The following is a 22,514-nucleotide window of genomic DNA, read 5'->3' on the forward strand; positions in this document are numbered from 1 at the left end:
CTACCGCAACGGAGCAGGTACCGACCCCGGAGGTTACTGGTGAGTGTGGCCCGCACGGGCGAGTTCGGGCTGATCGCCCGGGTGACCGCCCGGCTCCAGCCCGGCCCCGGCACGCTGCTGGGCCCTGGTGACGACGCCGCGATCGTCGCCGCGCCCGACAGCCGCGTCGTGGCGTCGACCGACGCACTGGTCGAAGGACGCCATTTCCGCCGGGACTGGGCCAGCGGCGTCGAGATCGGGCGCCGGGCGGCGGCGGCCAACCTGGCCGACATCGCCGCGATGGGTGCCACCCCGACGGCGTTGCTGGTGGCCCTCTGCGCGCCGCCCGGGCTGGACGTCCGCTGGGCCGAGGACCTCGCCGACGGCCTGGCCGCCGAGGCCGCCACGGTCGGCGCGGCGGTGGTCGGCGGCGACATGGCCGGCAGCCCGACGCTGACGATCGCGGTGACCGCGCTGGGCGACCTAGGCGGCCGGAACCCGGTGACCCGCGGCGGTGCCCGGGCGGGCGACGTGGTCGCGCTCTGCGGCCGGGTGGGCTACGCGGCGGCGGGCTACACGGTGCTGAGCCGCGGCTTCCGCACGCCGGTGCTGCTGGTCGACGCGTACCGGCGGCCCCGGGTGCCCTACGCGGCCGGGCCGGCGGCGGCCCGGGCCGGTGCCACCGCGATGCTCGACGTCTCCGACGGGCTGCTGCAGGACCTCGGGCACATCGCCAGGGCGAGCAAGGTGGCGATCGACATCGACCGGGGGGCGTTCGAGGTGCCGCCGCAGATGCGTGACGCGGCGCAGGCGCTCGGTGTCGACCCGTACCACTGGGTGCTCGGCGGCGGTGACGACCACGCCCTGGCGGCGACGTTCCCGCCGGACCGCACGCTCCCGGAGGGCTGGCGCGAAATCGGCAGGGTCGGCGAGGGTACGGGTGTGACGGTCAACGGCCGGCCGCCGAAGGGCCCGACGGGCTGGGACCACTTCGCCTGAGCGGGGAACCCACAGGGGGCGTCGTGGCAAGAAGGGGTATGACCACGACGACCACCGATGCAGTGGCCGATCCGGCGGATCTCGCCGGGATGTTCAGCGCCTATGGGCGGGAGCTGCTGCGCTATTGCACCCGCCGGGTGGGTGAGCAGGTCGCCGAGGACGTGGTGGCCGAGACCTTCCTCGTCGCGTACGAGCAGCGGTTCCGCTACGACCCGGGCCGGGGCGGCGTGCTGCCGTGGCTCTACGGCATCGCCACCAACCTGCTCCGCCGCCACCGGCGCACGGAGGTGCGCGCGCTGCGGGCTCTGGCCGACCCGGCCACCGGGCCGGACGCGGCGGACGAGCGGGTCGACGCGCAGCGCACCGTCCGCCGGCTCGCCGGCGTGCTGGCGGCGCTCCCCCGCCGCCAGCGCGACGTGCTGCTGCTCTTCGCGGTCGCGGAACTCGACTACGCCGAGATCGCCGCGGCGCTCGACATTCCCGTGGGGACGGTCCGGTCAGCCCTGCACCGGGCGCGCGCCAAGGTCCGCGCCGCCCTCGCCCCCGAAGGAGAGACCCCGTGAGCGACCCCGACATCGTCGCCGTGCGCGACCTGCCGCCCGGCACGACCGAACCGACGGACGAGTCGGTCTCCCGCACCTGGCACGCCCTGACCCGCCGGCAGGCCGTCGCGCCCGGCCGCCGCAGGCCGCGCCGCTGGGTGCCGGCCGCCGCGGCGCTGCTGGTGGCGGGCGTCGCCGCCGGCGGCGTGCTGCTGTTGCCCGAGCGGGGCACCGGCCCGGCCGTCGAGGTCGGTGGCGCGCCGAGCGCCACACCGAGCGGCAAGGCCGCTGAGCCGTCGGCGGGCGGACCCTCGGCCGGCGGCGCACTGGCGCCGTCCGCGGGCGAGCCGGTCCGGCTGGGGCCGAGCGAGTCCATCGACGCCGCCACGTCGATCGACCGGCTGATCGCGGCCGCCGCCGGCTCGCCGACGCTGACGCTGACGCCGGGCCAGCTCGTCTACAGCCGGTCGTACGGTGTGACCTCCTTCGACAACGTCGGCAACCCGGAGCCAGGCCGGATGATGCGGGACGAGTCCGAGATCTGGTATGCCCCGGAGGGCATGGTCGCGCAGGCGATCAAGCAGAACGGTGTCGACCGGGCGACCGACGGGACCCCGGTCACCCGGGTCGACAAGCCGTCGATCTGGCAGCCGACGCCGGCGTGGCTGGCCGGTCTGCCGACCGAACCGGCCGCCCTGCGGACCGAACTGCTGGCCGGCATCGGCGCCAACGCCAAGTGGAGCGGCGACCACCTGCTCGCGAAGGAGCTCGGTGAGCTGCTTGTCTCCTCCGAACCACTGCTGACCGCCGACGTCCGGGTGGCGATGCTGAAAGTGATCAAGGACTTCAAGGGCTTGTCCGCCCGCGAGACCGTCTTCGACGGCAAGCGGGTCTGGGCCATCCGCCAGACCGAGCAGGGCCGGTTCGACGAGCTGCTGTTCGACCCGGCCACGGGGCGGGCCGTCGGGCGCGCGTCGGGCGACGGCGACACCGTCGGCTATCAGGTCCTCTGGACCCACAAGCTGGTCGCCAAGGCGGGCCAGCGCTGACTGAGTGATCGTCACGACAGCGGCGGCAACCGGTTACCCACCGGTTGCCGCCGTACCGTCGTGTCCGTGGAGCATCTGGAGATCCGGCAGTTGCCGTTCGCCGCGCCCGAGTCGGTCGCCATGGTCGCCGACCTGCTGGCCGACCTCGGCGCCCGCTACAACAGCTCGGGTGACGAGACCCCGGTCGACGCGACCGAGTTCGACCCGCCCGACGGCGCGTTCCTGGTCGCCTTCCTGGACGGCGAGCCGGTCGGCTGCGCGGGCTGGCGCAGCCACGGCACCGACGGCGAGACGGCCGAGCTCAAGCGGATGTGGACGGCGCCCGCCGGCCGGCGCAAGGGCGTGGCGCGGGCCGTGCTGCGGGCGATCGAGGACTCGGCGCGGGACGCGGGCCGCAAGCGGGTGATCCTGGAGACCGGCGACAAGCAGCCCGAGGCGATCGCGTTCTATCTCGCCAACGGCTACGAGCGGATCCCGGACTTCGGCTACTACAGGAACGAGCCGGGGGTGCGGTCGTACGGCCGTACGCTGTGAACACGATCAGCCGCCGGGCCCTGCGGGGACCCGGCGGCTGGACGAACTCGTGTCGGTCGCGCCTCAGGCGCGCGTGACCTTGCCCGCCTTGATGCACGAGGTGCAGACCTGCATCTTGTGGGTGTTGCCACCACCGGCCGGGGTGCGCACCGTCTGGATGTTGGGGTTCCAGCGGCGGTTGGTCCGCCGGTGCGAGTGGGACACGTTGTGGCCGAAGCCCGGCCCCTTGCCACAGACGTCGCACACGCTAGCCACGGGATACTCCTGGGATTGGTTGCTTTGGGGGTTGCCGGAGGGACGACGCCGACCACGCAACCTGTCGAGAATACCCGACGGCCGAGCCAGCCGCCGAATCACCTCCCGGCACAGCCGCCGGCACGGTTCACTGTAGGTGCGGGCGACAGGCGAGGAGGCGTACATGAGGGTACTGCTGGCCGGCGCCACGGGCGCCATCGGGACTCCGCTGATCCAGCGGCTGGTCGCCTACCGCCACGAGGTCATCGGCATCACCCGGTTGCTGGCCAACGCCCGGCGGCTCGAGGCCTTCGGCGCGAAGTACCTGGTCGCGGACGTCCTGGACCGCGAGGGCCTGCTGCGGGCGGTGTCCGGGATCCGGGCCGACGCGGTGATCCACGAGTGCACGTCGCTGACCCGGCCGCCGCTGCGCTACCAGGACCTGGACAAGACCAACGCCCTGCGCACCACGGGCACCGCCAACCTCGTCGAGGCGGCCCGCGCCGTCGGCGCGAAGCGGTTCCTGAGCCAGTCGATCGTGTACGGGTACGGCTACGGCGACCACGGCGCGAAGGAGTTGACCGAGGCGGACCCGTTCGGCGTGCCGGCCGACGGTCCGCTCGGCCCGATCATGGACGCCTTCCACGAGGCGGAGGCACAGGCCACCAACAGCGACGGGCTGGAAGGCGTGTCCCTGCGGTACGGACTGTTCTATGGCTCCGATCCGGGGACAAAACGGATGATCCACGCAGTGAGCAAGCGCCGGCTGCCCGTGATCAGGGGTGGCGGCGGCGAGCAGAACATGATCCACCTCGACGACGCGGCCTCCGCCACGGTGGCGGCGCTGGAGAAGGGCAAGCCGGGCAATGCGTACAACGTCGTCGACGGTGTGCCGGTGACCTGGGGTGACCTGCTCGACGAGATGGCCGGCCTGGTCGACGCCAAGCCGCCGGTGCGGGTTCCGTCGCCGGTGCTGAAGCTGGCGGCACCATACGGCTACACGGCGATGACCACGTCGATGCGGGTGTCCAACGAGAAGGCCCGCACCGAGCTCGACTGGACGCCGGCGGTGGTCGACTACAAGCAGGGCCTGCGGATGATCGCCACGGAGTGACGCACCTGATCCTGTCAGAGTCACCCGATAGGCTCTGTGCGTGTTGGAGAGCCTCGACGCCACGGCGCTGCGCCGTTGGTGCGCGGGTGCGTTGGCGGGGCTGCGCCGCCACCAGAGCGAGATCGACGAGCTCAACGTCTACCCCGTGCCCGACGGCGACACCGGCACCAACCTCGTGCTCACGCTGACCTCCGCCAACGAGGCGCTGGTCTTCGACGCGGTCGCCGACAACGAGCCCACCCCGCACGGCCAGGTGCTGCGCCTGATGGCCCGCGGCGCGCTGCTCGGCGCCCGCGGCAACTCCGGTGTGATCATCTCGCAGGTGCTGCGCGGGCTGGCCGACGCCACCTCGACGTCGCCCGCGATCGACGGCCGGGTGCTCGCCCGCGGCCTGCGCGCCGGCGCTGACGCCGCCTACGGCGCGGTCGCCGACCCGGTCGAGGGCACCGTCCTCTCCGTCGCCGCCGCGGCGGCCAGCGCCGCCGAGCAGACCGCCGGGGCCAGCGCAGCCGAGCAGAACGCCGCGGCCGGCGCCGCCGAGCAGACCGCCGCGGCCGGGGCCGCCGAGCAGGCCGCCGGCGGCACGCTGGCCGAGGTCGTCCGGGCGGCCGCCACGGCCGGTGCCGAGGCGCTCGCCCGCACGCCCGAGCAGCTGCCCGCCCTGGCCCGCGCCGGCGTGGTCGATGCCGGCGGGCGCGGCCTGTGCGTCCTGCTCGACAGCCTGGTCGAGGTGGTGACCGGCGAGCTGCCGGCCGAGCCCCGGCTGGTGGCGGCCCCGCGCACCAGGCGGCCGCTGGTCGCCGCCCGCGAGACGGGTTCGACGGAGTTCGACTATGAGGTGCAGTTCCTGCTCGACGCCCCCGAGCCGGCGGTCGAGAAGCTGCGTGCCCGGCTCGCCGAGCTGGGCGACTCACTGGTCGTCGTCGGCACCGGCGAGGGTGACGACTCCACCTGGAACGTGCACGTCCACGTCAACGACGTCGGCGCCGCGATCGAGGCCGGTGTCGAGGCCGGCCGGCCGCACCGGATCGCGGTGACCCGGTTCGCCGACCAGATGGCCGCCGGCGGTCCCGACCGGGCCGTGATCGTGGTGGCCGCGGGCAGCGGCATCGCCGCGGTCTTCGAGGCCGAGGGCGCCGCCGTGGTCGCCGCCAACCCGTCCACCGGCGAGCTGCTGGCCGCGATCACCGCCACCGGCGCCGCGCACGTGGTGGTGCTGCCCAACGACCCCAACACGCAACCGGTGGCCGCCGCCGCGGCCCGCGAGGCGACGGCCGCGGTCCGGGTGGTGCCGACCCGCTCCCCCGTCCAGGCCCTGGCGGCGCTCGCCGTGCGCGACCCCGGCCGCGCGTTCGACGACGAGGTCATCGCGATGGCCGAGGCGGCCGGCGCCTGCCGCTACGCCGAGGTCTGCTACGCCAGCCGCGACGCGCTCACCATGGCCGGCCCGTGCCGGCGCGGCGACGTGCTCGCCCTGGTGGAGGGCGAGGTGCACCTGGTCGGCACCGACCTCGCCGACACCTGCCGCGAGCTGCTCGACCGGCTGCTCGGCGGCGGCGGCGAGCTGGTCACGCTGGTCACCGGCGCCGACGCGCCGCCGGGCCTGGCCGCGGCGCTGACCGCGCACGCGGCCGCCCACTGGCCGTTCGTCGAGGTGCACGCCTATCCCGGCGGCCACCCGCACTACCCACTCCTGGTCGGTGTCGAATGACCACACTGGACGAGCCGCTTAAGAAGGTGCTCGGCGACAAGACCGCCAAGGCCCTCGACAAGCACCTCGACCTGCGCACCGTCGGCGACCTGGTCTACCACTTCCCCCGCCGCTACGACGAGCGTGGCGAGCACACCGACATCCGCTCGCTGTCGGTCGGCGAGGACGTCACCGTGCTGGGCCAGGTGCGCCGGGCCACCACCCGGCCGATGCGGCAGCGCAGCGGCAAGCTGCTCGAGGTGCTCGTCGAGGACGGCACGGGCGGCGTGCTCACGCTGACCTTCTTCAACCAGGCCTGGCGCGAGCGCGACCTGCGCCCGGGCCGGTGGGGGCTGTTCGCCGGCAAGGTCACCGAGTTCCGCGGCAAGCGGCAGCTCAACGGCCCCGACTACGTGCTGCTCGGCGACGAGGGCGAGGCGTCCGAGGAGATCGAGGAGTTCGCGGGCGCGCTGATCCCGGTCTATCCCGCGGCCGGCGCGGTGCCCACCTGGACGATCGCCCGCTGCGTGCGGGTCGTGCTCGACACGCTGTCCCCCGTCGACGACCCGCTGCCGGCCACCGTGCGGGCAGCCCGCAACCTGGGGCCGCTCGACACCGCGCTGCGCGAGATCCACCGGCCCGCCTCCCGCGAAGACCTGGCCCGCGCCAAGCGCAGGCTCAAGTGGGACGAGGCGTTCGCCGTGCAGCTCACCCTCGTCCAGCGCAAGCTGCGGGCCACCGCGCTGCCGGCCCGGCCCCGCCCGGCGACGCCCGACGGGCTGCTGTCCGCGTTCGACGGCCGGCTGCCCTACGAGCTGACCGAGGGCCAGCGCGTGGTCGGTGCCGAGATCGCCGCCGACCTGGCCACCACGCACCCGATGCACCGGCTGCTCCAGGGCGAGGTCGGCTCCGGCAAGACGGTCTGCGCCCTGCGCGCGATGCTGCAGGTCGTCGACGCCGGCGGGCAGGCCACCCTGCTCGCGCCGACCGAGGTGCTCGCCGCACAGCACCACCGGGGCATCTCCGCGCTGCTCGGGCCGCTCGGCCGGCCCGGTGAGCTCGACGGCGACCCGGCCGGCACCCGGGTCGCGCTGGTCACCGGCTCGCTCGGCGCGGCCGCCCGCCGGGCGGCGGCCGCCGAGGTGTCCTCCGGCGCCGCGGGCATCGTGATCGGCACCCACGCCCTGCTCTACGAGGGCGTCGAGTTCAACGACCTCGGCCTGGTCGTGGTCGACGAGCAGCACCGGTTCGGCGTCGAGCAGCGCGACGCCCTGCGGGCCAAGGCCGACCAGCCGCCGCACACGCTGGTGATGACCGCGACGCCGATCCCCCGCACGGTCGCGATGACCGTCTACGGCGACCTCGAGGTCTCCACGCTCTCGCAGCTGCCCGTCGGCCGCTCGCCGATCGCCTCCCACGTGGTGCCCGCGGCCGACAAGCCGGCCTTCCTCGACCGCGCCTGGCGCCGGCTGCGCGAAGAGGTCGAGGCGGGCCACCAGGCCTACGTGGTCTGCCCGCGGATCGGCGACGGCACCGCGTCCGACACCGAGGAGCCGCCGCCCGACGACGACGGCACCGCCCGCCGGCCGCCGCTGGCGGTGACCGAGGTCGCGCCGCTGCTCGCCGACGGCCCGCTGCACGGGCTGCGGATCGGCGTCCTGCACGGGCGCCTGCCGGCCGACGAGAAAGACGGCGTGATGCGCTCCTTCGCCGCCGGCGACCTCGACGTGCTGGTGGCCACCACGGTGGTCGAGGTCGGCGTCGACGTGCCCAACGCCACCGTGATGATCGTGCTCGACGCCGACCGGTTCGGGGTCTCCCAGCTCCACCAGCTCCGCGGCCGGGTCGGCCGGGGCTCCGCCGCCGGCCTCTGCCTGCTGGTCACCGAGGCGGCCGAGGCCTCCGCGGCCCGCGAGCGGCTCGACGCGGTCGCGTCCACCACCGACGGTTTCAAGCTGGCCGAACTCGACCTCGAGCAGCGCCGCGAGGGCGACGTGCTCGGCGCCACCCAGTCCGGCCGGCGCTCCCACCTGCGCCTGCTCTCGCTGCTCAAGGACGAGAAGCTGATCGGCGAGGCCCGCCAGGAGGCCATCGACCTGGTCTCCGGCGACCCGGAGCTGACCGCGCACCCCGCCCTGGCCCGCTCGATCGCCCTGCTCGTCGACGAAGAGCGCGCCGAATATCTGGAGAAAGGCTGAGTCAGGTCGTGTCTCGTGGATCAGGGTGGTGCGCCGGCGAGGTCCAGGCGGCGTCCGGGCCCGGCGGCGCGGCGCCCTGATCCACGAGACACGACCTATGCCCTATTCTCCCGTGCCATGGACGATTGCCCCATCTGTGCGAAGCACCGCGGCGAGGGTCCACTGAGCGGCGGTCCGGAGATCTGGCGCGACGACCTCGTCGTGGTGACCCATTGGCCGGGCCCGGCCCTGCTCGGCTACCTGTTCGTCGAGCCGCTGCGGCACGCGGCGCACCTCGAGGACCTGACCGATGTGGAGGCCGCGGCGGTCGGCAGCGCGGCCCGCCGCGCCGCGATCGCGTTGCGCTCCGAACTGGACGCGGAATACGTCTTCTCGGCCGTGATCGGCACCGGCGTCGCCCGCATGCACTTCCACCAGCACGTCTTCCCGCGCTACCGCGGCACACCGGACGACACGCCGTGGCACGCGAGCGCCACCTGGCCGGACGCGCCGCGCGGCGGCGAGCCGGAGATCGCCGCCGTCGCCGACCGCCTGCGGCGCTATTTCACGGGGGTTTAGGTCCTATCCGACGGCTCAGCGCGAGCCGAGCCGGAGTCCAGGCGTCGGCTGGGCCCGCCGCAGGCCGTGCTGAGCCGTCGCACGGGACCTAGTGCAGGCCGCTGCCGCGGCGGAGGGCCGTGCGGATCAGGCGGTCGACCAGCTTCGGGTATTCGAGGCCACTGGCCGCCCACATCCGCGGGAACATCGACGTCGCGGTGAAGCCCGGCATCGTGTTGATCTCGTTGAGCAGCACCTGGTTGTCGTCGGTGACGAAGAAGTCGACGCGGGCCAGGCCGGCGCAGTCGATGGCGTTGAACGTGCGCACCGCGAAGTCCTGGACCGTCCGCGCGACACCGTCCGGCAGCCGCGCCGGGATGTCGTACTCGCAGTCCTCGCCCAGGTATTTCGCCTCGAAGTCGTAGAACTCGTGACCCTCGCCGGTCACCCGGATCTCCGCGAGCAGGGACGCCTCCGCCCCGCCGCCGGCCTCGGCCTCCAGCACGCCGCACTCGATCTCGCGGCCCACGATCGCGGACTCGACCAGCACCTTCGGGTCGATCTGCCGGGCGGTGGCGACGGCCGCGTCGAGGTGGGCCCAGTCGGAGACCTTGGTGATGCCGTACGACGACCCGGCGCGCGACGGCTTGACGAACACCGGCAGCCCGAGCCGCTGCTTGTCGGCCTCGCTCAGCGACACCCCGTTGCGCAGCACCGCGTAGGGGCCGACCGGGATGCCCTCGGCCGCCGCGAGCTTCTTGGTGAACTCCTTGTCCATCGCTGCGGCGCTGGCGAACACGTTGGCACCCACATAAGGAATGCCGGCCATCTCCAGCAGCCCCTGGATGGTGCCGTCCTCGCCGTAGGCGCCGTGCAGCGCCGGAAAGACCACGTCGACGGAGCCCAGCGCGCTCAACCCGTCGGACGGCTCGACCACCATGAGCCCGCGCGCGGTCGGGTCGCCGGGCAGCACGACCGCGGTGCCCGCGCTCGCCGTGACCTCCGGAAGCCGCGCACCCTCGATCGCGAGCGCGCCAGGATCACCGTCGGTGAGCACCCACTGACCTGCACGGGTGATCCCGACGGGAATCACCTCGTATTGATCAGGGTCCAGCACCCGCAGGATGCTTCCGGCGCTGACCGCCGAAATCGCGTGCTCGGTGCTGCGGCCGCCGAAAACGACCGCGACGCGGATCTTCCTAGGCTTGGTCACAGGTCAGGACCCTACTCTGCCGGGGCGCGTGAGGCTGGCTGGTCCAGCGATCACGCTGCGTGCGCGCCGTTTTCCGAGCGCCCCGGCGGGGAATCCCCGGGCCCATGGCGAAATGGGAGTACGCGCTGCTCGTCCGCCGGCGCATGGCGCGGGTCGACGCGGCCGGCTGGGAGGTCACGTTCCACTGGTACGGGCCGGACGGCTCGATGCTCGACGTCACGCCGTTCGGCGAGACCGCGCTCGCCCACCTCAACCGGGCCGGCGGCCAGGGCTGGGAGCTCGTCTCGGTGAGCGAGAACCCGAGCCTGGAGGGGACCAGCGAGCTGCACCGCTACCACCTCAAGCGGACCGCCCCGGCGCCCACGCCCCGGCCCCGGCTCGGCGGCGCCTCCCGGGGAGGCCGCCGGACACGGGAATGACCGTCAGGACTTGTCGAGCGCCGCGACGATGTCGGCGACCAGGTCGGCCGCGTCCTCGATGCCGCACGACAGCCGCACGAACCCGGGCGCCGTGTCGTCGCCCCACTGCTCGCGCCGGTCCGCGCTGGTGTGCACCCCGCCGAACGACGTCGCGGCCGCGACCAGGTCAGACGCCGCCAGGAAGCGGGCCACCCGGTCGGCCGAGCCGAGGTCGAAGCCGACGATGCCGGGGATCCGGCGCATCTGCCGGGACGCGACCTCGAAAGCCGGGTCGCCGGGTCGCCCCGGCCACCGCAGGCCGGTCACGTCCGCGCGCCCGGCCAGCGCCTCGACCACCGCGGCCGCGTTCGCCGTCTGCCGGGCCAGCCGCAGGTCGAGGGTGAACAGCGAGCGGTGGGCGAGCCAGGCGTCGAACGCGCTGGGTATCGAGCCGGTCGTGGTGCGCCACACCGTCAGCGACTCCAGCAGCGAAGGAGTGCGCGTCGCGACGTACCCGAGCAGCAGGTCCGAATGTCCGGTCAGCGCCTTGGTGCCCGAGGCCAGCGACAGGTCGGCGCCGAGGTCGAGTGGCCGCTGCCCGAGCGGGGTCGCGGCGGTGTTGTCGACGGCGAGCAGGGCGCCGGCGGCGTGCGCGCGGTCGGCGAGCGCGGCCAGGTCGCAGACGTCGAGACCCGGGTTGGCCGGCGTCTCCAGCAGCACGAGCCGCACGCCCGCGTAGTCCGGGTGCGGGCCGGCGGTCGGCGCGAACACGACCGAGACGCCCAGCTCCGCCAGCGTCGACGTGGCGAAACCGCGCACCGGGTAGTAGCCGTCGGCGGGCAGCACGACCGTGTCGCCGGGCCGCAGGATCGACAGCAGCGCCGCGGTGACCGCCGCCTGCCCGCTGGCGAACGCGAGCGCCGGACCGCCCTCCAGCTCGCCGATCGCCGACTCGAGCAGCCGCCGGGTGCGGTTGTCGGGCCGGCCGTAGCCGTTGGGCGTCGCGGCCGGCCCGGCCTCCGGGTCGAGGTGGTAGGGGGCCGCGAAGACCGGCCCGGGCAGGAAGGGCTCACCGGGCACCGCCGGCGGCAGTCCAGCGTGCACGGACCGCGTGCCGTCGCCGTACTCGGTCAACTCATTCAGCTTTCGTCGTGCGGGTCATCAGGATGATCAGCGCCTCGCGCGGGTCGGCGCCCTCGTGGCAGACCCGTTCCACCTGCTCGGTGATCGGCATCTCCACGTCGTTCTTGCGGGCCAGGTCGCGGATCGCGAGGCAGCTCTTGACGCCCTCGGCCGTCTGCCCGACCGCGGCCTGCGCCTGCTCCAGCGTCTCGCCGCGGCCGAGCCGCTCGCCGAAGGTGCGGTTGCGCGAGAAGCGCGAGTGGCACGTGCCGACCAGGTCGCCCAGCCCGGAGAGGCCGGAGAAGGTCAGCGGGTCCGCACCGAGGGCGACACCCAACCGCGCGGTCTCCGCCAGGCCGCGGGTGATCAACGTGGCCTTCAGGTTGTCGCCGAGGCCCATCGCCTCGGCGATGCCGTAGGCCAGCGCGATCACGTTCTTCACCGCACCGCCCAGCTCGGCGCCGATCACGTCGTCGTTCGTGTACGGCCGCATGTAAGGCGTCGTGATCGCGTCCTGCACCAGCGTCGCGCGGCGCATGTCGGTGCCGGCCACCACGGTCGCCGCCGGTTGGCCCATCGCCAGCTCCGGTGCGAGGTTGGGCCCGGACACCACGACCACCCGGTCCAACGGCACCCCGGCGGCTTCGACCACGACCTCGCTCATCCGTTTGGTGGTGCCGAGCTCGATGCCCTTCATGAGGGAGACCAGCGTCGCGTCGGAGTCGAGGAACGGCCGCCAGTCGGCGAGGTTGCCGCGCAGCGTCTGCGACGGCACGGCGAGCACGACGATCTCCGCGCCCGCGATCGCCTTGCCGGCGTCGGCGGTGGCGGTGACCCGCTCCGGCAGGCGTACCTGCGGGAAGTAGTCGGGGTTGTGCCCGTGCTCGCGGATGCCGGCGGCCACCGCCTCGCGGCGCGACCAGATGGTCACGTCGCGCCCGGCGTCACCGAGCACCTTGGCGAACGCCGTGCCCCACGACCCCGCACCGAGCACCGCCACATGGCTCATGCCTGGTCCCCGGTCGGTGTCACGGGCTCGGACGCCGGCGCGGCCTCCTTGCGCTGCCGCGGCGGCGACCACAGCGGCGGCGGGTCGGTCACGCCGCGCACCTCGGCCAGCATGTCGCGCAGGTGCAGCATGATCGCGTCGGTCATCGCATCGAGGGTATGCCGAGTGGGTGCGGCGCCCGACCAGGCGCTCAGGTCGATCGGCTCACCGGCGTGCACGCGCACCGGGATCCGGGGCCGCAGGCCGACCTTCGAGGTGCGCGGGTCGAACAGCGCCTGCGGGCCGTCCATCACGACCGGTATGACTGGGGCGCCGGTGATCAGGGCCAGCCGGGCGGCGCCGGTCTTGCCCCTCATCGGCCACAGGTCCGGTTCCTTGCTGGTGGTGCCCTCGGGATAGATGATGACGCTGCTGCCGTCCTTGACGGCCGCGACCAGGGTGTCCAGCGACCGCGCGGCGTCGACCGAGCCGCGCTCGACCGGGATCTGCTGGCAGCGGCTGATGATGTAGCCGACCACCGGCGCCCGGAACACGCTGGCCTTGGCCAGGAAGCTCGGCCAGCGCCCGGCGTCGTAGACGTAGTGCCCGATGACCACCGGGTCGGCGTGCGACAGGTGGTTGGCGACGATGATCGCGCCGCCGGAGGCCGGGATGTGCTCCATGCCGGTCCACGTGCGCTTGGTCCACCCGGTGAGCACCGGCTTGACCAGCACGACCACCAGACGTCGCCAGAACCCGAGCCTCCGCCGTGCCACCCTGCCTCCTCGACCCCGCCGACGCGCCCGCCCGCGCGGCCCGCAGCGAAATCATGCCTGCTCCGGGCCACGGAGGGCCAGCCAGGGACTGGCACCATAGGCCCGTGCATGGGGACTGGGCGGTCGTGCTCGCTGTCAAGCCGCCCGCCGCCGCCAAGACCCGGCTGCGCGGCGCCCTGCCTGCCGTGCCGCACGAACTCCTGGCCCTGGCGCTCGCCCTGGACACCGCGACCGCCGCGCTGGCCTCGCCCGAGGTGGCCGAGGTGATCGCGGTCACCGACGACCCCGGCGCCGCCGCCGCCCTGGCCGCCCTCGGTGCCCGCCCGGTGCCCGAACCGAGCGGCGGCGGGCTCAACCCGGCGTTCACCAGCGGCGCAGCGGCCGCGCATGATCGGCCGGTCGCCGCCCTGCAGGCCGATCTCCCGGCGCTGGCGACCGCCGAACTGAGCGCCGCCCTGCGGGAGTCCGGGGAAGGCTTTGCACGCCGGTACGCCGCCGACGCGCCCGGCACGGGCACGGTGCTGCTGACCGCGCCGCCGGGCGTACGCCTGGATCCGCGGTTCGGGCCGGGTTCCGCCGCCGCCCACGCCGCCTCGGGCGCCGTGCCCCTGGCCGGGCGCTGGCCCACCCTGCGCCGCGACGTGGACACGGCGGCCGATCTCGCCGCGGCGGCCGCCCTCGGTCTCGGCCCGCACACCGCGCGCCTGGTGGGTTACGGTGCTGGCATGCAGGGCACGGTCGCGACATACGACCCCGACAGCCGGTCCGGCACGCTGCTGCTCGACGACGGCACCCAGGTCACCTACCCGGCTGCCGCCTTCGACGCCTCCGGCCTGCGGCTGCTCCGCCTGGGCCAGCGGGTGCGCATCGAGCAGGACCAATCAGGTGTGGTGACTCGACTCACCATCCCCACACTTCCCTGACACGCCACGAACCGACTGAAGTGCATTTCACGTTCAGCTCGATCGGGTAATGATGATGGGGTGACCCAGACACCACCCGGCCGACGCATGCCACGACCGCGCGGGACCAACGGACGGTTCCTCCCGATCACGGTGCCCAGCGACGACGAGGCCGAGCTGGTGGCTGCCGCGGGTCCGACCGAGACGCGCAGCGCGCCAGGCCCACAGAGCCGGGGCAGCGGGCACGGCCCCGCGCCCGAGAACCCGGCGCCGCCGACGGCCAACGACCACACCGACTCGCCGCCGCCGGACGACGTGCCGCCGCTGGGCTCCGACCCGCTGCCCGAGGACCGGTTCCTCAACCGCGAGCTGTCGTGGCTCGACTTCAACGCCCGGGTGCTCGCCCTCGCCGAGGACCCGTCGACCCCGCTGCTGGAGCGGGCCAAGTTCCTCGCGATCTTCGCCAGCAACCTCGACGAGTTCTACATGGTGCGGGTCGCGGGCCTCAAGCGCCGCCTCCAGGCCGGCCTGCCGGTCCGCGGCGGCGACCAGATGCCGCTGCGCACCCAGCTCGAGCTGGTCGGCGAGAAGACCGCCGACCTGGTGGCCAGGCACGCCGCCTGCTTCGTCGACGAGGTGCTGCCCAAGCTCAACGCCGAGGGCATCGAGCTGCTCCAGTGGGCCGACCTGGCCGACGACGAGCGCGAGCAGCTGCGCACCTACTTCCGCGACCACGTGTTCCCGGTGCTCACGCCGCTCGCGGTCGACCCGGCGCACCCGTTCCCGTACATCTCCAACCGGTCCCTGTCCCTCGCCGTCTCGGTCCGCGACCCCGACGGCGGCCAGGTGCTGTTCGCCCGCGTCAAGGTGCCCAACAACGTGCCGCGGTTCGTCCGGATCGGCCGCACCAACCGCTTCCTGCCCGTCGAGGAGCTCATCTCCAACCACCTCGGCCAGCTCTTCTCCGGCATGCAGGTGGTCGAGTGCCACCTGTTCCGGGTCACCCGCAACGCCGACGTCGAGGTCGACGAGGACCGCGACGAAGACCTGCTGCAGGCGCTGGAGCGCGAGCTGGCCCGGCGCCGGTTCGGCCCGCCGGTGCGCCTCGAGGTCGCCGCCTCGATCTCCGACCACGTGCTGGACCTGCTGGTCCGCGAGCTCGACATGGAAGCCAACGACGTGCTGCGGGTGCGCGGCCTGCTCGACCTGTCGTCGCTGTGGCAGATCTACGGCGACGTCGACCGCCCCGACCTCAAGGACCGGCCGTTCGTGCCGGCCACCCACCCGCGCCTGGTCGAGGGCGAGGTGCCGCGCAGCGTGTTCTCCGTGCTGCGGGACGGCGACGTGCTTGTGCACCACCCCTACCACTCGTTCTCGACCAGCGTGCAGCGCTTCATCGAGCAGGCCGCGGCCGACCCCAACGTGCTGGCGATCAAGCAGACGCTCTACCGCACCAGCGGCGACTCGCCGATCGTCGACGCGCTGATCGACGCCGCGACCGCCGGCAAGCAGGTCGTGGTGCTGGTCGAGGTCAAGGCCCGGTTCGACGAGGTGGCCAACATCGGCTGGGCACGGATGCTGGAGCGCGCCGGCTGCCACGTCGTCTACGGCCTGGTCGGCCTCAAGACCCACTGCAAGACGGCGTTGGTGGTGCGGCAGGAGGGCAACCAGATCCGCCGCTACTGCCACATCGGCACCGGCAACTACCACCCCAAGACCGCTCGGCTGTACGAGGACTTCGGCATGCTGACGGCCGATCCGGAGGTGGGCGCCGACCTGACCGACCTGTTCAACGTGTTGACGGGCTACAGCCGGCAGACCGCGTACCGCCGGCTGCTGGTGGCGCCGCACGGCATCCGCAGCGGCCTGATCGAGCGGATCGACCGCGAGATCGACAAGGTCCGGCTGGGCGGCGCGGGCCTCGTCCAGATGAAGGCCAACGGCCTGGTCGACGAGGATCTCGTGGACGCGCTCTACCGCGCGTCCCAGGCCGGCGTGCACGTCGACCTGGTCATCCGGGGCATGTGCACGCTGCGACCGGGCGTGCGGGGGCTCTCCGACAACATCCGCGTGCACTCGATCCTGGGCCGGTTCCTCGAGCATTCGCGCGTCTTCCGGTTCGGCGTGGACGCCGACGACCCGACCACGGAGTTCTGGATCGGCTCGGCCGACATGATGCACCGCAACCTGGACCGCCGGGTCGAGGCGCTGGTGCTGGTCACCGATCCCGTGGCGCGGGCCGAGCTCGACGGCGTGCTGACCGCCTCGATGAGCGACGACACCGACACGTTCGTGCTGCACGGCGACGGCAGCTGGACCCGGCGCACTTCCACTTTGGACAAGCCGCTGGCCCACCTGCAGGACCGCCTGCTGCGCCGTATCGTCGGCACGGCCGGCTGATTTAGGCTGAGCCGCATGCTCGAAGAGGAACGCAAGCTCGCTGCCGACGACGCGTTCCGGCTGCCGGACCTGGCCGACCGCCTCCCGGCCGGGAGCGCGGTGGTCGGTGCGCCGCCGGTCACGCTGACCGCCACCTACTACGACACACCCGACCTGCGCCTGGCCCGGGCCGGCGTATCGCTGCGGCACCGCAAGGGCGACGCCCTGCCGTGGACCGTGAAGCTGCCGGCGGCGGTGCCGGGGCTGCGCCACGAGATCTCCCGCCGGGGCCGCCAGGGCACCGCGCCGGCCGACCTGGTCGCGTTGGTGACCGCGTGGTCGCGCGGTGCGGCGTTGGCGCCCGCGGCGAAGATCCGGACCGTGCGGCACGCGTACGAGGTGCACGACGCCGACGGCACCGTGCTGGCCGAGGTGGCCGACGACGCGGTCACCGTGTTCGACGGCAAGGCCGTGCGGATGGCGTTCCGCGAGATCGAGGTGGAGCGCAAGGCCGGCGACCGCGCGCTGCTCGACGCCGTGACCGCCGCGTTGACCGAGGCCGGCGCCGTGGAGGGCGAGTTCACGCCGAAGCACGTCCGGGCGCTGGGTGCCGCGGCCGCGCTGGCGCCCGACCTGACACCGCCGGGCGACCTGCCCGAGCAGCCGTCCGCCGCCGACGTGGTGGTCGCCGCGGTGCGCTCCGGCGTCGGCCGGATCCTGGCGCACGACCCGTTGGTTCGGCTCAACCAGCCGCTCGACGACGGCGACACGGCGGTGCACCAGATGCGGGTGGGCTGCCGCCGGTTGCGCAGCGACCTGCGCACGTTCGCCGCGCTGCTCGACCGCGACTGGGTCGACCGGCTCCGCGACGAACTGCGCTGGATCGCCGGCGTGCTGGGCGCGGCCCGCGACGCCGAGGTGCTGCGGGAACGGTTGCGGCACACCGCGAACGCCGACCCGCTCTGCCCGGTCGACCCGGAGGCGATCGAGCGGCTCGACGCGGCGCTCGACGTCCGGCAGCGACAGGCCCTGGCCGAGGTCGACGAGGCCCTGCGCAGCCCGCGCTACCACGCCCTGCTCGACCTGTTGGTCGACGCCGCGCGCGAGCCGCGGGTCGCGGCCTCGGCCGCACAGCCCGCCCTGCGAATGCTGCCGCGCATGGTGGCCCGGCCGTGGCGGCGGTTGGCCTACGGCGCCAAGGGCGTCGACGGCGCCACCGACCTCGACCCGCTCGCGGCCGACGAGCGCTGGCACGCGGTGCGCATCAACGGCAAGCGGGCCCGGTACGCGGTCGACGCGGTCGCCGCGGTGATCGGCGGCCCCGCCGCCAAGCTGGCCAAGGCCCTGGCCAAGGTGCAGAACCTGCTCGGTGAGCACCAGGACGCCGCCGTCGCGGCCGACACCTGGGTGGCCCTGGCCACCGAGTCGCCCGGCGACACCGATCTCGCGGTCGTCGCGGGCCGGCTCTACGAGCGGGAGCGCGCGTCGATCCGGGCCGTCCGGGCCGCCTTCCCGGAGGCGTGGGCGGTCGCCGCCGAACCGACAAGGACGCGATGGTTGCCGTGATCCGGGCCGCGGGAGGCGTGGTCTGGCGGCCGGCGGGCGACGGGGTGGACATCTGCCTCGTCCACCGACCGCGGTACGACGACTGGTCGCTTCCCAAGGGCAAGCTGGAGGCCGACGAGCACCCGTTGGCCGCCGCGGTGCGCGAGGTGGCCGAGGAGACCGGCGTCCGCGCCGTGCCGCAGGTGCGCCTCTCCAGCGTCAGCTACACGGTGCGGGAGGGCTTCCCGAAGACCGTCGACTACTGGTCGATGCGGTACGCCGCGGACGATCCCTCGGTCGAGGTCGACGCCGACGAGGTCAACGGGATCCGCTGGCTGCCCGTCGACGAGGCGCTGCGCCTGCTGAGCTACTCGCACGACGTCCGGGTGGTCCGCGACTTCGCCACGCTGCCGCTGGTGACCGCGGTCTGCGGGCTGGTCCGGCACGCCCACGCCGGCAAGCGCAGCGCCTGGACCGGCCCCGACACCGCGCGCCCGCTGGACGGCGACGGCCGGGACCGGGCCGCCGCACTGGCGCCGCTGCTGGCGCCCCTGCGCCCGGCCCACCTGGTGTCGGCGACCCCGCTGCGCTGTGTGCAGACCCTCGAACCGCTGGCCGGGTTGCTGGACCTGCCGATCGTGGCGGACTCCGCGCTCGACGAACCCTCGCCGGGCCAGAACCCCGACGAGAAGGCGCTGTCCACGGCCGGCCGGCTGGCCGAGCTCGCCGCGGCGGGCACCGACTTCGTCGCCTGCAGCCAGGGCAAGGTGATGCCGGGCGCGCTGACCCGGTTGCTCGACGGCAACGGAAAGGGCGACTACCACACCCCAAAGGGCGGCGGTTGGCTCGTCGCGTTCTCCGCCGACGGTGCCGTCGCGGCAGATCCACTCTAGGTTCGGCACCCGTTCGGCCGTCCTGATCGATCTGAGCGGGCGCCAGCGCGTGTTCTCAGAAGACCGTGAGGGTGGCCGACACCGGCAGGTGGTCGGACGCCTCGGTGCGCGGCGCCTCGACCTCGGTCACGCCGACGTCCGGTGACACCAGCAGATGGTCGATCTGCTCCCGGGGCGCGTCCGCCGGCGAGGTCGGCAGTGGCCGGTCGTTGGCGAAGCCGTCGACCAGGCCGGCGTCGGTGAACACGGCGAACGCCGGGTCACCCGGTTGCGTGTTGAGGTCGCCGCCGACCACCAGCGGGCGACCCGCGGCGAAACCGCGCGCGAACGCGGCCACCTCGCGGGCCTGGCTCACCGGTCCGTCGTCCGGCGGCGGCTGCAGGTGCGTGGAGACCACGGCCAACTCCTTGCCGCCGAGGTCGAGCACGACGCCGAGGGCCTGCGCGCCGGTCGGTGCGCCGGCCGCGCGCAGCCGGCTGGTCGCCGTGTAGACCACCGGCAACCGCGTCAGCACGGCGTCACCCCACACCGCGTCGGCCGCGGGCGCGAACCGGTAGGGCATGTCGAGCCGGTCCGCGAGCAGCGCGAGGGTGTCGTGGCCGCCGTTGAGCAGCCAGGCCCGGTCGACCTCGCTGAGCAGCACGACGTCGGGCCGGCGCGCGGCGATCGCGGCCGTCAGGCCCGCGAGGTCGAAGCGACCGTCGAGGCCAAAACCCATCCGGATGTTGTAGGCGACGACCCGCACGGTGCCCGGTGTCGCCGTCGTCCCGGTGCCGCGCGCGCCGGTCGGCATGAGCAGACCGGCGGCCAACGTGGCCACGACGGCGACCGGGAGAGGTGCCCAGGAACGGGCCGGTTCGACGCGCGGGTACGGCGGCCGCCCGGCGATCACCGCGACCACGACCGCGACCGCCGGTGGCACCCAGTCGTTGGGGTACCCGATGTCGTATGAGGCGTAATAGAGCACCGCGGCGACGGCGAACAGCGTCATGCCGCCGACCGCCGCGAAGCCGCGCTGCCGCGTGCCCGTGGTGGGATCGCCGGCGCGCAGCCCCGACGCGCGCAGGGCCAGACCGAGACCGAGGGCCGTGGCCGGGATCGCCGCGACGAGGCCGGAGCCCCACGACAGCGCGAACACCGCCGTGCCCGCGCACAGGGTGAGGGCGGCGGCGACCGACACCGCCACGCCCGGCCGGGGCAGCAGCGCGCCCGCAGCGAGGAGACCGACCGACACGGCCGACAGGACGGCGGTCGCCAGCGCGGAACCCGGTGCGGGGCCGGCGATCCCGGACTCCTCGCCCAAGGCGTAGGAGACGGCCGTGCCGGCGAGCGCGGGAGAGCCCGCGACCATCGTCCACAACAACAGCACAGGACCGACGACGAACCAGGCCGCCGGGCCGGGCGCTGAATCCGTTGTGTGGTTGGTCACCCCGGGCAGCAGGACGGCGAATGCCAGGCACAGCAGGGCAATCACCGACCAAGCGAGCGGGTTTCCCTGCCACGTCAGGTCGAACGTGCCGACGGCCGCGTGCACCGCGGTGCCTGCCGCGAGGCCGAGCACCAACCCGTGGGCCGGTGCCGCGCCGGTGACAGCGGTCGCGGCGAGCCACACCAGTCCGGCGAGCAGACCGGCGCTGGCGACGTAGAGCTGTGCCTGCCCGCCGCCGGTGGCCAGCAGACCCAGCCGGCAACCCGCGAGCGCGACGCCCGCGACGACGGCGACACCGCGCGGCCCCAACGGGCGCAGCAACGGCACGACCGCGAAAGCGCCGACGAACCACAGCAGCGCGAAGCCACCCATCAGCTCCGCCGGCGTCGACGCGGCCTGGCCGAAGATGGTGATGATCGACGGCAACCAGACCCGGAGCACGTCGGTCAGCAGGACGACACCCAGCGCGATCCCGGCTGCGGTGAGGAATGGGCGGCGCATCCGAGAGATTCTCGTCACCCCGCCGGGCCGCGTCTAGCGGCCGGACGGGTCCACAGCGGACGCCGAACAGCGCCGAGGGCGCCCACCGACTCTGGTGGGCGCCCTCGGCGCTGTTGTGTCAGTTGCCCCTGCTGCGCTAGGTCAGCGGGCCTTCTTGGCCGGTGCCTTGCGGGCGGGGGCCTTCTTCGCCGCGGCGGTGGTGCGTGCCGTGGTGGTCTTCTTGGCGGCCGCGGTGCTCGTCTTCTTGGCGGTGGCCGCCTTGCGTGCGGTGGTGGTCTTCGCCGCGGTCGACTTGGCAGCCGTCTTGGCGGGAGCTGCCTTCTTGGTCGCGGTCGCGGTCTTCTTGGCGGCCGCCGCCTTGGTGGCGGTGGTGGCCTTGGCGGTGGTCGCCTTGGCGGTCGTCTTCTTGGCGGCGGCGACCTTCGGCACGCGGCCGCTGGCGACCATCTCCCGGAAGCCCGCGCCGGCGCGGAACGCCGGGACGGACGTCTTCTTGACCTTCACCGCTTCGCCGGTGCGCGGGTTGCGGGCTGTTCGGGCGCCGCGCACGCGCTTTTCGAAGACACCGAAACCGGTGATGGCCACGCGGTCTCCCTTGGTGACCGCCTGCTGGACCTCGGCGAGGACCGCGTCGAGCGCCGCCGTCGCCGTCTTCCGGTCCCCCAGGCGAGCGGCGAGCGCCTCGATGAGCTCGGCTTTGTTCACAACTTCCCTCCGATGTTATTCATGGCCTCAACGCGAGCCATTCTGCGCGCACCGTATGCCCATTGTCATCGGTACACAAACATCTCGCCGAAAAAAGACGTTGTGTCGTAACGGATTCGCCCCCTCCGGTGGGACCGGAGGGGGCGAATTCCGCGTTCAGATCGGCCGTTGGGCCGACGAAGGGCTAGCCGATAGCCGGCAGAAATGCCGGTCGACGCCGTTCATACTCCGTGATTTCCGCCTCATGGCGCAAGGTCAGGCCGATGTCGTCCAGCCCTTCGAGCAACCGCCAACGGCTGAAGTCGTCGAGCGGGAACGCCCAGACGTGTTCACCCGCACGGAGTTCCCGCCGTTCCAGGTCGACGGTCACGTCGGTGGTCGGGTCGGCCTCGACCAACGCCCACAGCTTTTCCACAGCGGGCAGTTCGAGCTCGACCGGCAGCAGTCCCTCCTTGAGAGCGTTGCCACGGAAGATGTCGCCGAACCGCGGCGAGACGACGGCGCGGAAACCGTGGTCCCGCAACGCCCACACGGCGTGCTCGCGCGATGACCCGGTGCCGAACTCCGGGCCCGCGACGAGCACCGTGCCGCCGGCGTACGCCGGGTCGTTGAGGACGAACGACGGGTCCTCGCGCCAGGCGGAGAACAGGCCGTCGGCGAAGCCGGTGCGGGTCACCCGCTTGAGGTACACCGCCGGGATGATCTGGTCGGTATCCACGTTGGACCGCCGAAGAGGTACGGCGGTGCCGGTGTGCACGGTGAACTTGTCCATGGTTCCTTCTCTCCG

General features: G+C 73.6%; 19 protein-coding genes and 2 pseudogenes. 13 read left to right on the top strand and 8 right to left on the bottom strand.

What is annotated here, in order from left to right:
• Positions 1 to 39: 39 nt before the first annotated feature.
• The 4 genes from Air01nite_RS27160 to Air01nite_RS27175 all read left to right on the top strand — a co-directional run bounded on the left by Air01nite_RS27160 (position 40) and on the right by Air01nite_RS27175 (position 3,103).
• Positions 40 to 978 carry a thiamine-phosphate kinase gene (locus Air01nite_RS27160; protein WP_239090997.1) on the top strand — a complete coding sequence of 313 codons (939 nt, stop codon included), beginning with the start codon at positions 40 to 42 and terminating at the stop codon, positions 976 to 978.
• Positions 979 to 1,016: 38 nt separating this feature from the next.
• On the top strand, positions 1,017 to 1,541 hold the full coding sequence (locus tag Air01nite_RS27165; protein WP_203706151.1) for an RNA polymerase sigma factor: 525 nt from the start codon (positions 1,017 to 1,019) through the stop codon (positions 1,539 to 1,541).
• Entirely contained in the window at positions 1,538 to 2,569 is a 1,032-nt protein-coding gene (locus Air01nite_RS27170) for a hypothetical protein (RefSeq protein ID WP_203706152.1), read from the top strand. The genes Air01nite_RS27165 and Air01nite_RS27170 overlap by 4 nt, the downstream gene beginning before the upstream one ends.
• A gap of 120 nt (positions 2,570 to 2,689) precedes the next feature.
• Complete coding sequence (locus tag Air01nite_RS27175; RefSeq protein WP_373310478.1) at positions 2,690 to 3,103, top strand: GNAT family N-acetyltransferase; 414 nt, start codon at positions 2,690 to 2,692, stop codon at positions 3,101 to 3,103.
• A gap of 63 nt (positions 3,104 to 3,166) precedes the next feature.
• On the opposite strand, the gene rpmB is transcribed toward Air01nite_RS27175, so the two are convergent.
• Positions 3,167 to 3,358, bottom strand: coding sequence for a 50S ribosomal protein L28 (gene rpmB, locus Air01nite_RS27180; RefSeq protein WP_203706154.1), 192 nt, complete (start codon positions 3,356 to 3,358; stop codon positions 3,167 to 3,169).
• A 163-nt stretch (positions 3,359 to 3,521) separates the two neighbouring features.
• Here rpmB and Air01nite_RS27185 point away from each other — a divergent pair, with 163 nt between their 5' ends.
• The 4 genes from Air01nite_RS27185 to Air01nite_RS27200 all read left to right on the top strand — a co-directional run bounded on the left by Air01nite_RS27185 (position 3,522) and on the right by Air01nite_RS27200 (position 8,897).
• A complete protein-coding gene (locus Air01nite_RS27185; RefSeq protein WP_203706155.1) occupies positions 3,522 to 4,451 on the top strand; it encodes an NAD-dependent epimerase/dehydratase family protein in 930 nt (309 codons plus the stop codon).
• A gap of 40 nt (positions 4,452 to 4,491) precedes the next feature.
• Positions 4,492 to 6,162, top strand: coding sequence for a DAK2 domain-containing protein (locus Air01nite_RS27190; RefSeq protein ID WP_203706156.1), 1,671 nt, complete (start codon positions 4,492 to 4,494; stop codon positions 6,160 to 6,162).
• Positions 6,159 to 8,339, top strand: coding sequence for an ATP-dependent DNA helicase RecG (recG, locus tag Air01nite_RS27195; RefSeq protein WP_203706157.1), 2,181 nt, complete (start codon positions 6,159 to 6,161; stop codon positions 8,337 to 8,339). The genes Air01nite_RS27190 and recG overlap by 4 nt, the downstream gene beginning before the upstream one ends.
• A 117-nt stretch (positions 8,340 to 8,456) precedes the next feature.
• The gene (locus Air01nite_RS27200; protein WP_203706158.1) at positions 8,457 to 8,897 is read left to right on the top strand and encodes an HIT family protein; all 441 of its coding nucleotides are present in this window, start codon (positions 8,457 to 8,459) and stop codon (positions 8,895 to 8,897) included.
• Between the two features lie 88 nt (positions 8,898 to 8,985).
• Here Air01nite_RS27200 and Air01nite_RS27205 read toward each other — a convergent pair whose 3' ends face one another.
• Positions 8,986 to 10,089 (bottom strand): D-alanine--D-alanine ligase family protein, encoded by a 1,104-nt coding sequence (locus Air01nite_RS27205; RefSeq protein ID WP_203706159.1) that lies wholly within the window; start codon positions 10,087 to 10,089, stop codon positions 8,986 to 8,988.
• A 104-nt stretch (positions 10,090 to 10,193) separates the two neighbouring features.
• On the opposite strand from Air01nite_RS27205, the pseudogene Air01nite_RS27210 reads away from it, so the two are divergent.
• Positions 10,194 to 10,436 (top strand): annotated as a pseudogene (locus Air01nite_RS27210) (hypothetical protein); the annotation flags it as partial.
• Positions 10,437 to 10,511: 75 nt separating this feature from the next.
• Here Air01nite_RS27210 and Air01nite_RS27215 read toward each other — a convergent pair.
• Genes Air01nite_RS27215 through Air01nite_RS27225 form a run of 3 tightly spaced genes read right to left on the bottom strand, consistent with a single transcriptional unit; the run spans position 10,512 to position 13,373 of the window.
• Complete coding sequence (locus Air01nite_RS27215; protein ID WP_373310475.1) at positions 10,512 to 11,621, bottom strand: cystathionine gamma-lyase; 1,110 nt, start codon at positions 11,619 to 11,621, stop codon at positions 10,512 to 10,514.
• A gap of 1 nt (position 11,622) precedes the next feature.
• Positions 11,623 to 12,618: an NAD(P)H-dependent glycerol-3-phosphate dehydrogenase gene (locus tag Air01nite_RS27220; RefSeq protein WP_203706161.1), complete on the bottom strand. Its 996-nt coding sequence runs from the start codon at positions 12,616 to 12,618 to the stop codon at positions 11,623 to 11,625.
• Positions 12,615 to 13,373: a lysophospholipid acyltransferase family protein gene (locus Air01nite_RS27225; RefSeq protein WP_203706162.1), complete on the bottom strand. Its 759-nt coding sequence runs from the start codon at positions 13,371 to 13,373 to the stop codon at positions 12,615 to 12,617. The genes Air01nite_RS27220 and Air01nite_RS27225 overlap by 4 nt, the downstream gene beginning before the upstream one ends.
• A gap of 104 nt (positions 13,374 to 13,477) precedes the next feature.
• Here Air01nite_RS27225 and cofC point away from each other — a divergent pair, with 104 nt between their 5' ends.
• The 4 genes and pseudogenes from cofC to Air01nite_RS27245 all read left to right on the top strand — a co-directional run bounded on the left by cofC (position 13,478) and on the right by Air01nite_RS27245 (position 19,092).
• Complete coding sequence (gene cofC / locus Air01nite_RS27230) at positions 13,478 to 14,296, top strand: 2-phospho-L-lactate guanylyltransferase (protein ID WP_425546836.1); 819 nt, start codon at positions 13,478 to 13,480, stop codon at positions 14,294 to 14,296.
• Positions 14,297 to 14,605: 309 nt separating this feature from the next.
• Positions 14,606 to 16,675, top strand: a pseudogene (locus tag Air01nite_RS27235) (RNA degradosome polyphosphate kinase); the annotation flags it as partial.
• A gap of 15 nt (positions 16,676 to 16,690) precedes the next feature.
• The gene (locus Air01nite_RS27240; protein ID WP_203706163.1) at positions 16,691 to 18,220 is read left to right on the top strand and encodes a CYTH and CHAD domain-containing protein; all 1,530 of its coding nucleotides are present in this window, start codon (positions 16,691 to 16,693) and stop codon (positions 18,218 to 18,220) included.
• Complete coding sequence (locus Air01nite_RS27245; RefSeq protein ID WP_203706164.1) at positions 18,208 to 19,092, top strand: NUDIX domain-containing protein; 885 nt, start codon at positions 18,208 to 18,210, stop codon at positions 19,090 to 19,092. The genes Air01nite_RS27240 and Air01nite_RS27245 overlap by 13 nt, the downstream gene beginning before the upstream one ends.
• A 55-nt stretch (positions 19,093 to 19,147) precedes the next feature.
• Here the strand turns inward: Air01nite_RS27245 and Air01nite_RS27250 are convergent, their stop codons facing one another.
• The 3 genes from Air01nite_RS27250 to leuD form a co-directional block, all read right to left on the bottom strand.
• Positions 19,148 to 21,022 (bottom strand): endonuclease/exonuclease/phosphatase family protein, encoded by a 1,875-nt coding sequence (locus tag Air01nite_RS27250; RefSeq protein ID WP_203706165.1) that lies wholly within the window; start codon positions 21,020 to 21,022, stop codon positions 19,148 to 19,150.
• A gap of 141 nt (positions 21,023 to 21,163) precedes the next feature.
• Positions 21,164 to 21,727: an HU family DNA-binding protein gene (locus Air01nite_RS27255; protein WP_203706166.1), complete on the bottom strand. Its 564-nt coding sequence runs from the start codon at positions 21,725 to 21,727 to the stop codon at positions 21,164 to 21,166.
• Positions 21,728 to 21,911: 184 nt separating this feature from the next.
• Complete coding sequence (gene leuD / locus Air01nite_RS27260) at positions 21,912 to 22,499, bottom strand: 3-isopropylmalate dehydratase small subunit (protein WP_203706167.1); 588 nt, start codon at positions 22,497 to 22,499, stop codon at positions 21,912 to 21,914.
• Positions 22,500 to 22,514: the final 15 nt, after the last annotated feature.

Source organism: Asanoa iriomotensis, assembly GCF_016862515.1.
GTDB lineage: Bacteria > Actinomycetota > Actinomycetes > Mycobacteriales > Micromonosporaceae > Asanoa > Asanoa iriomotensis.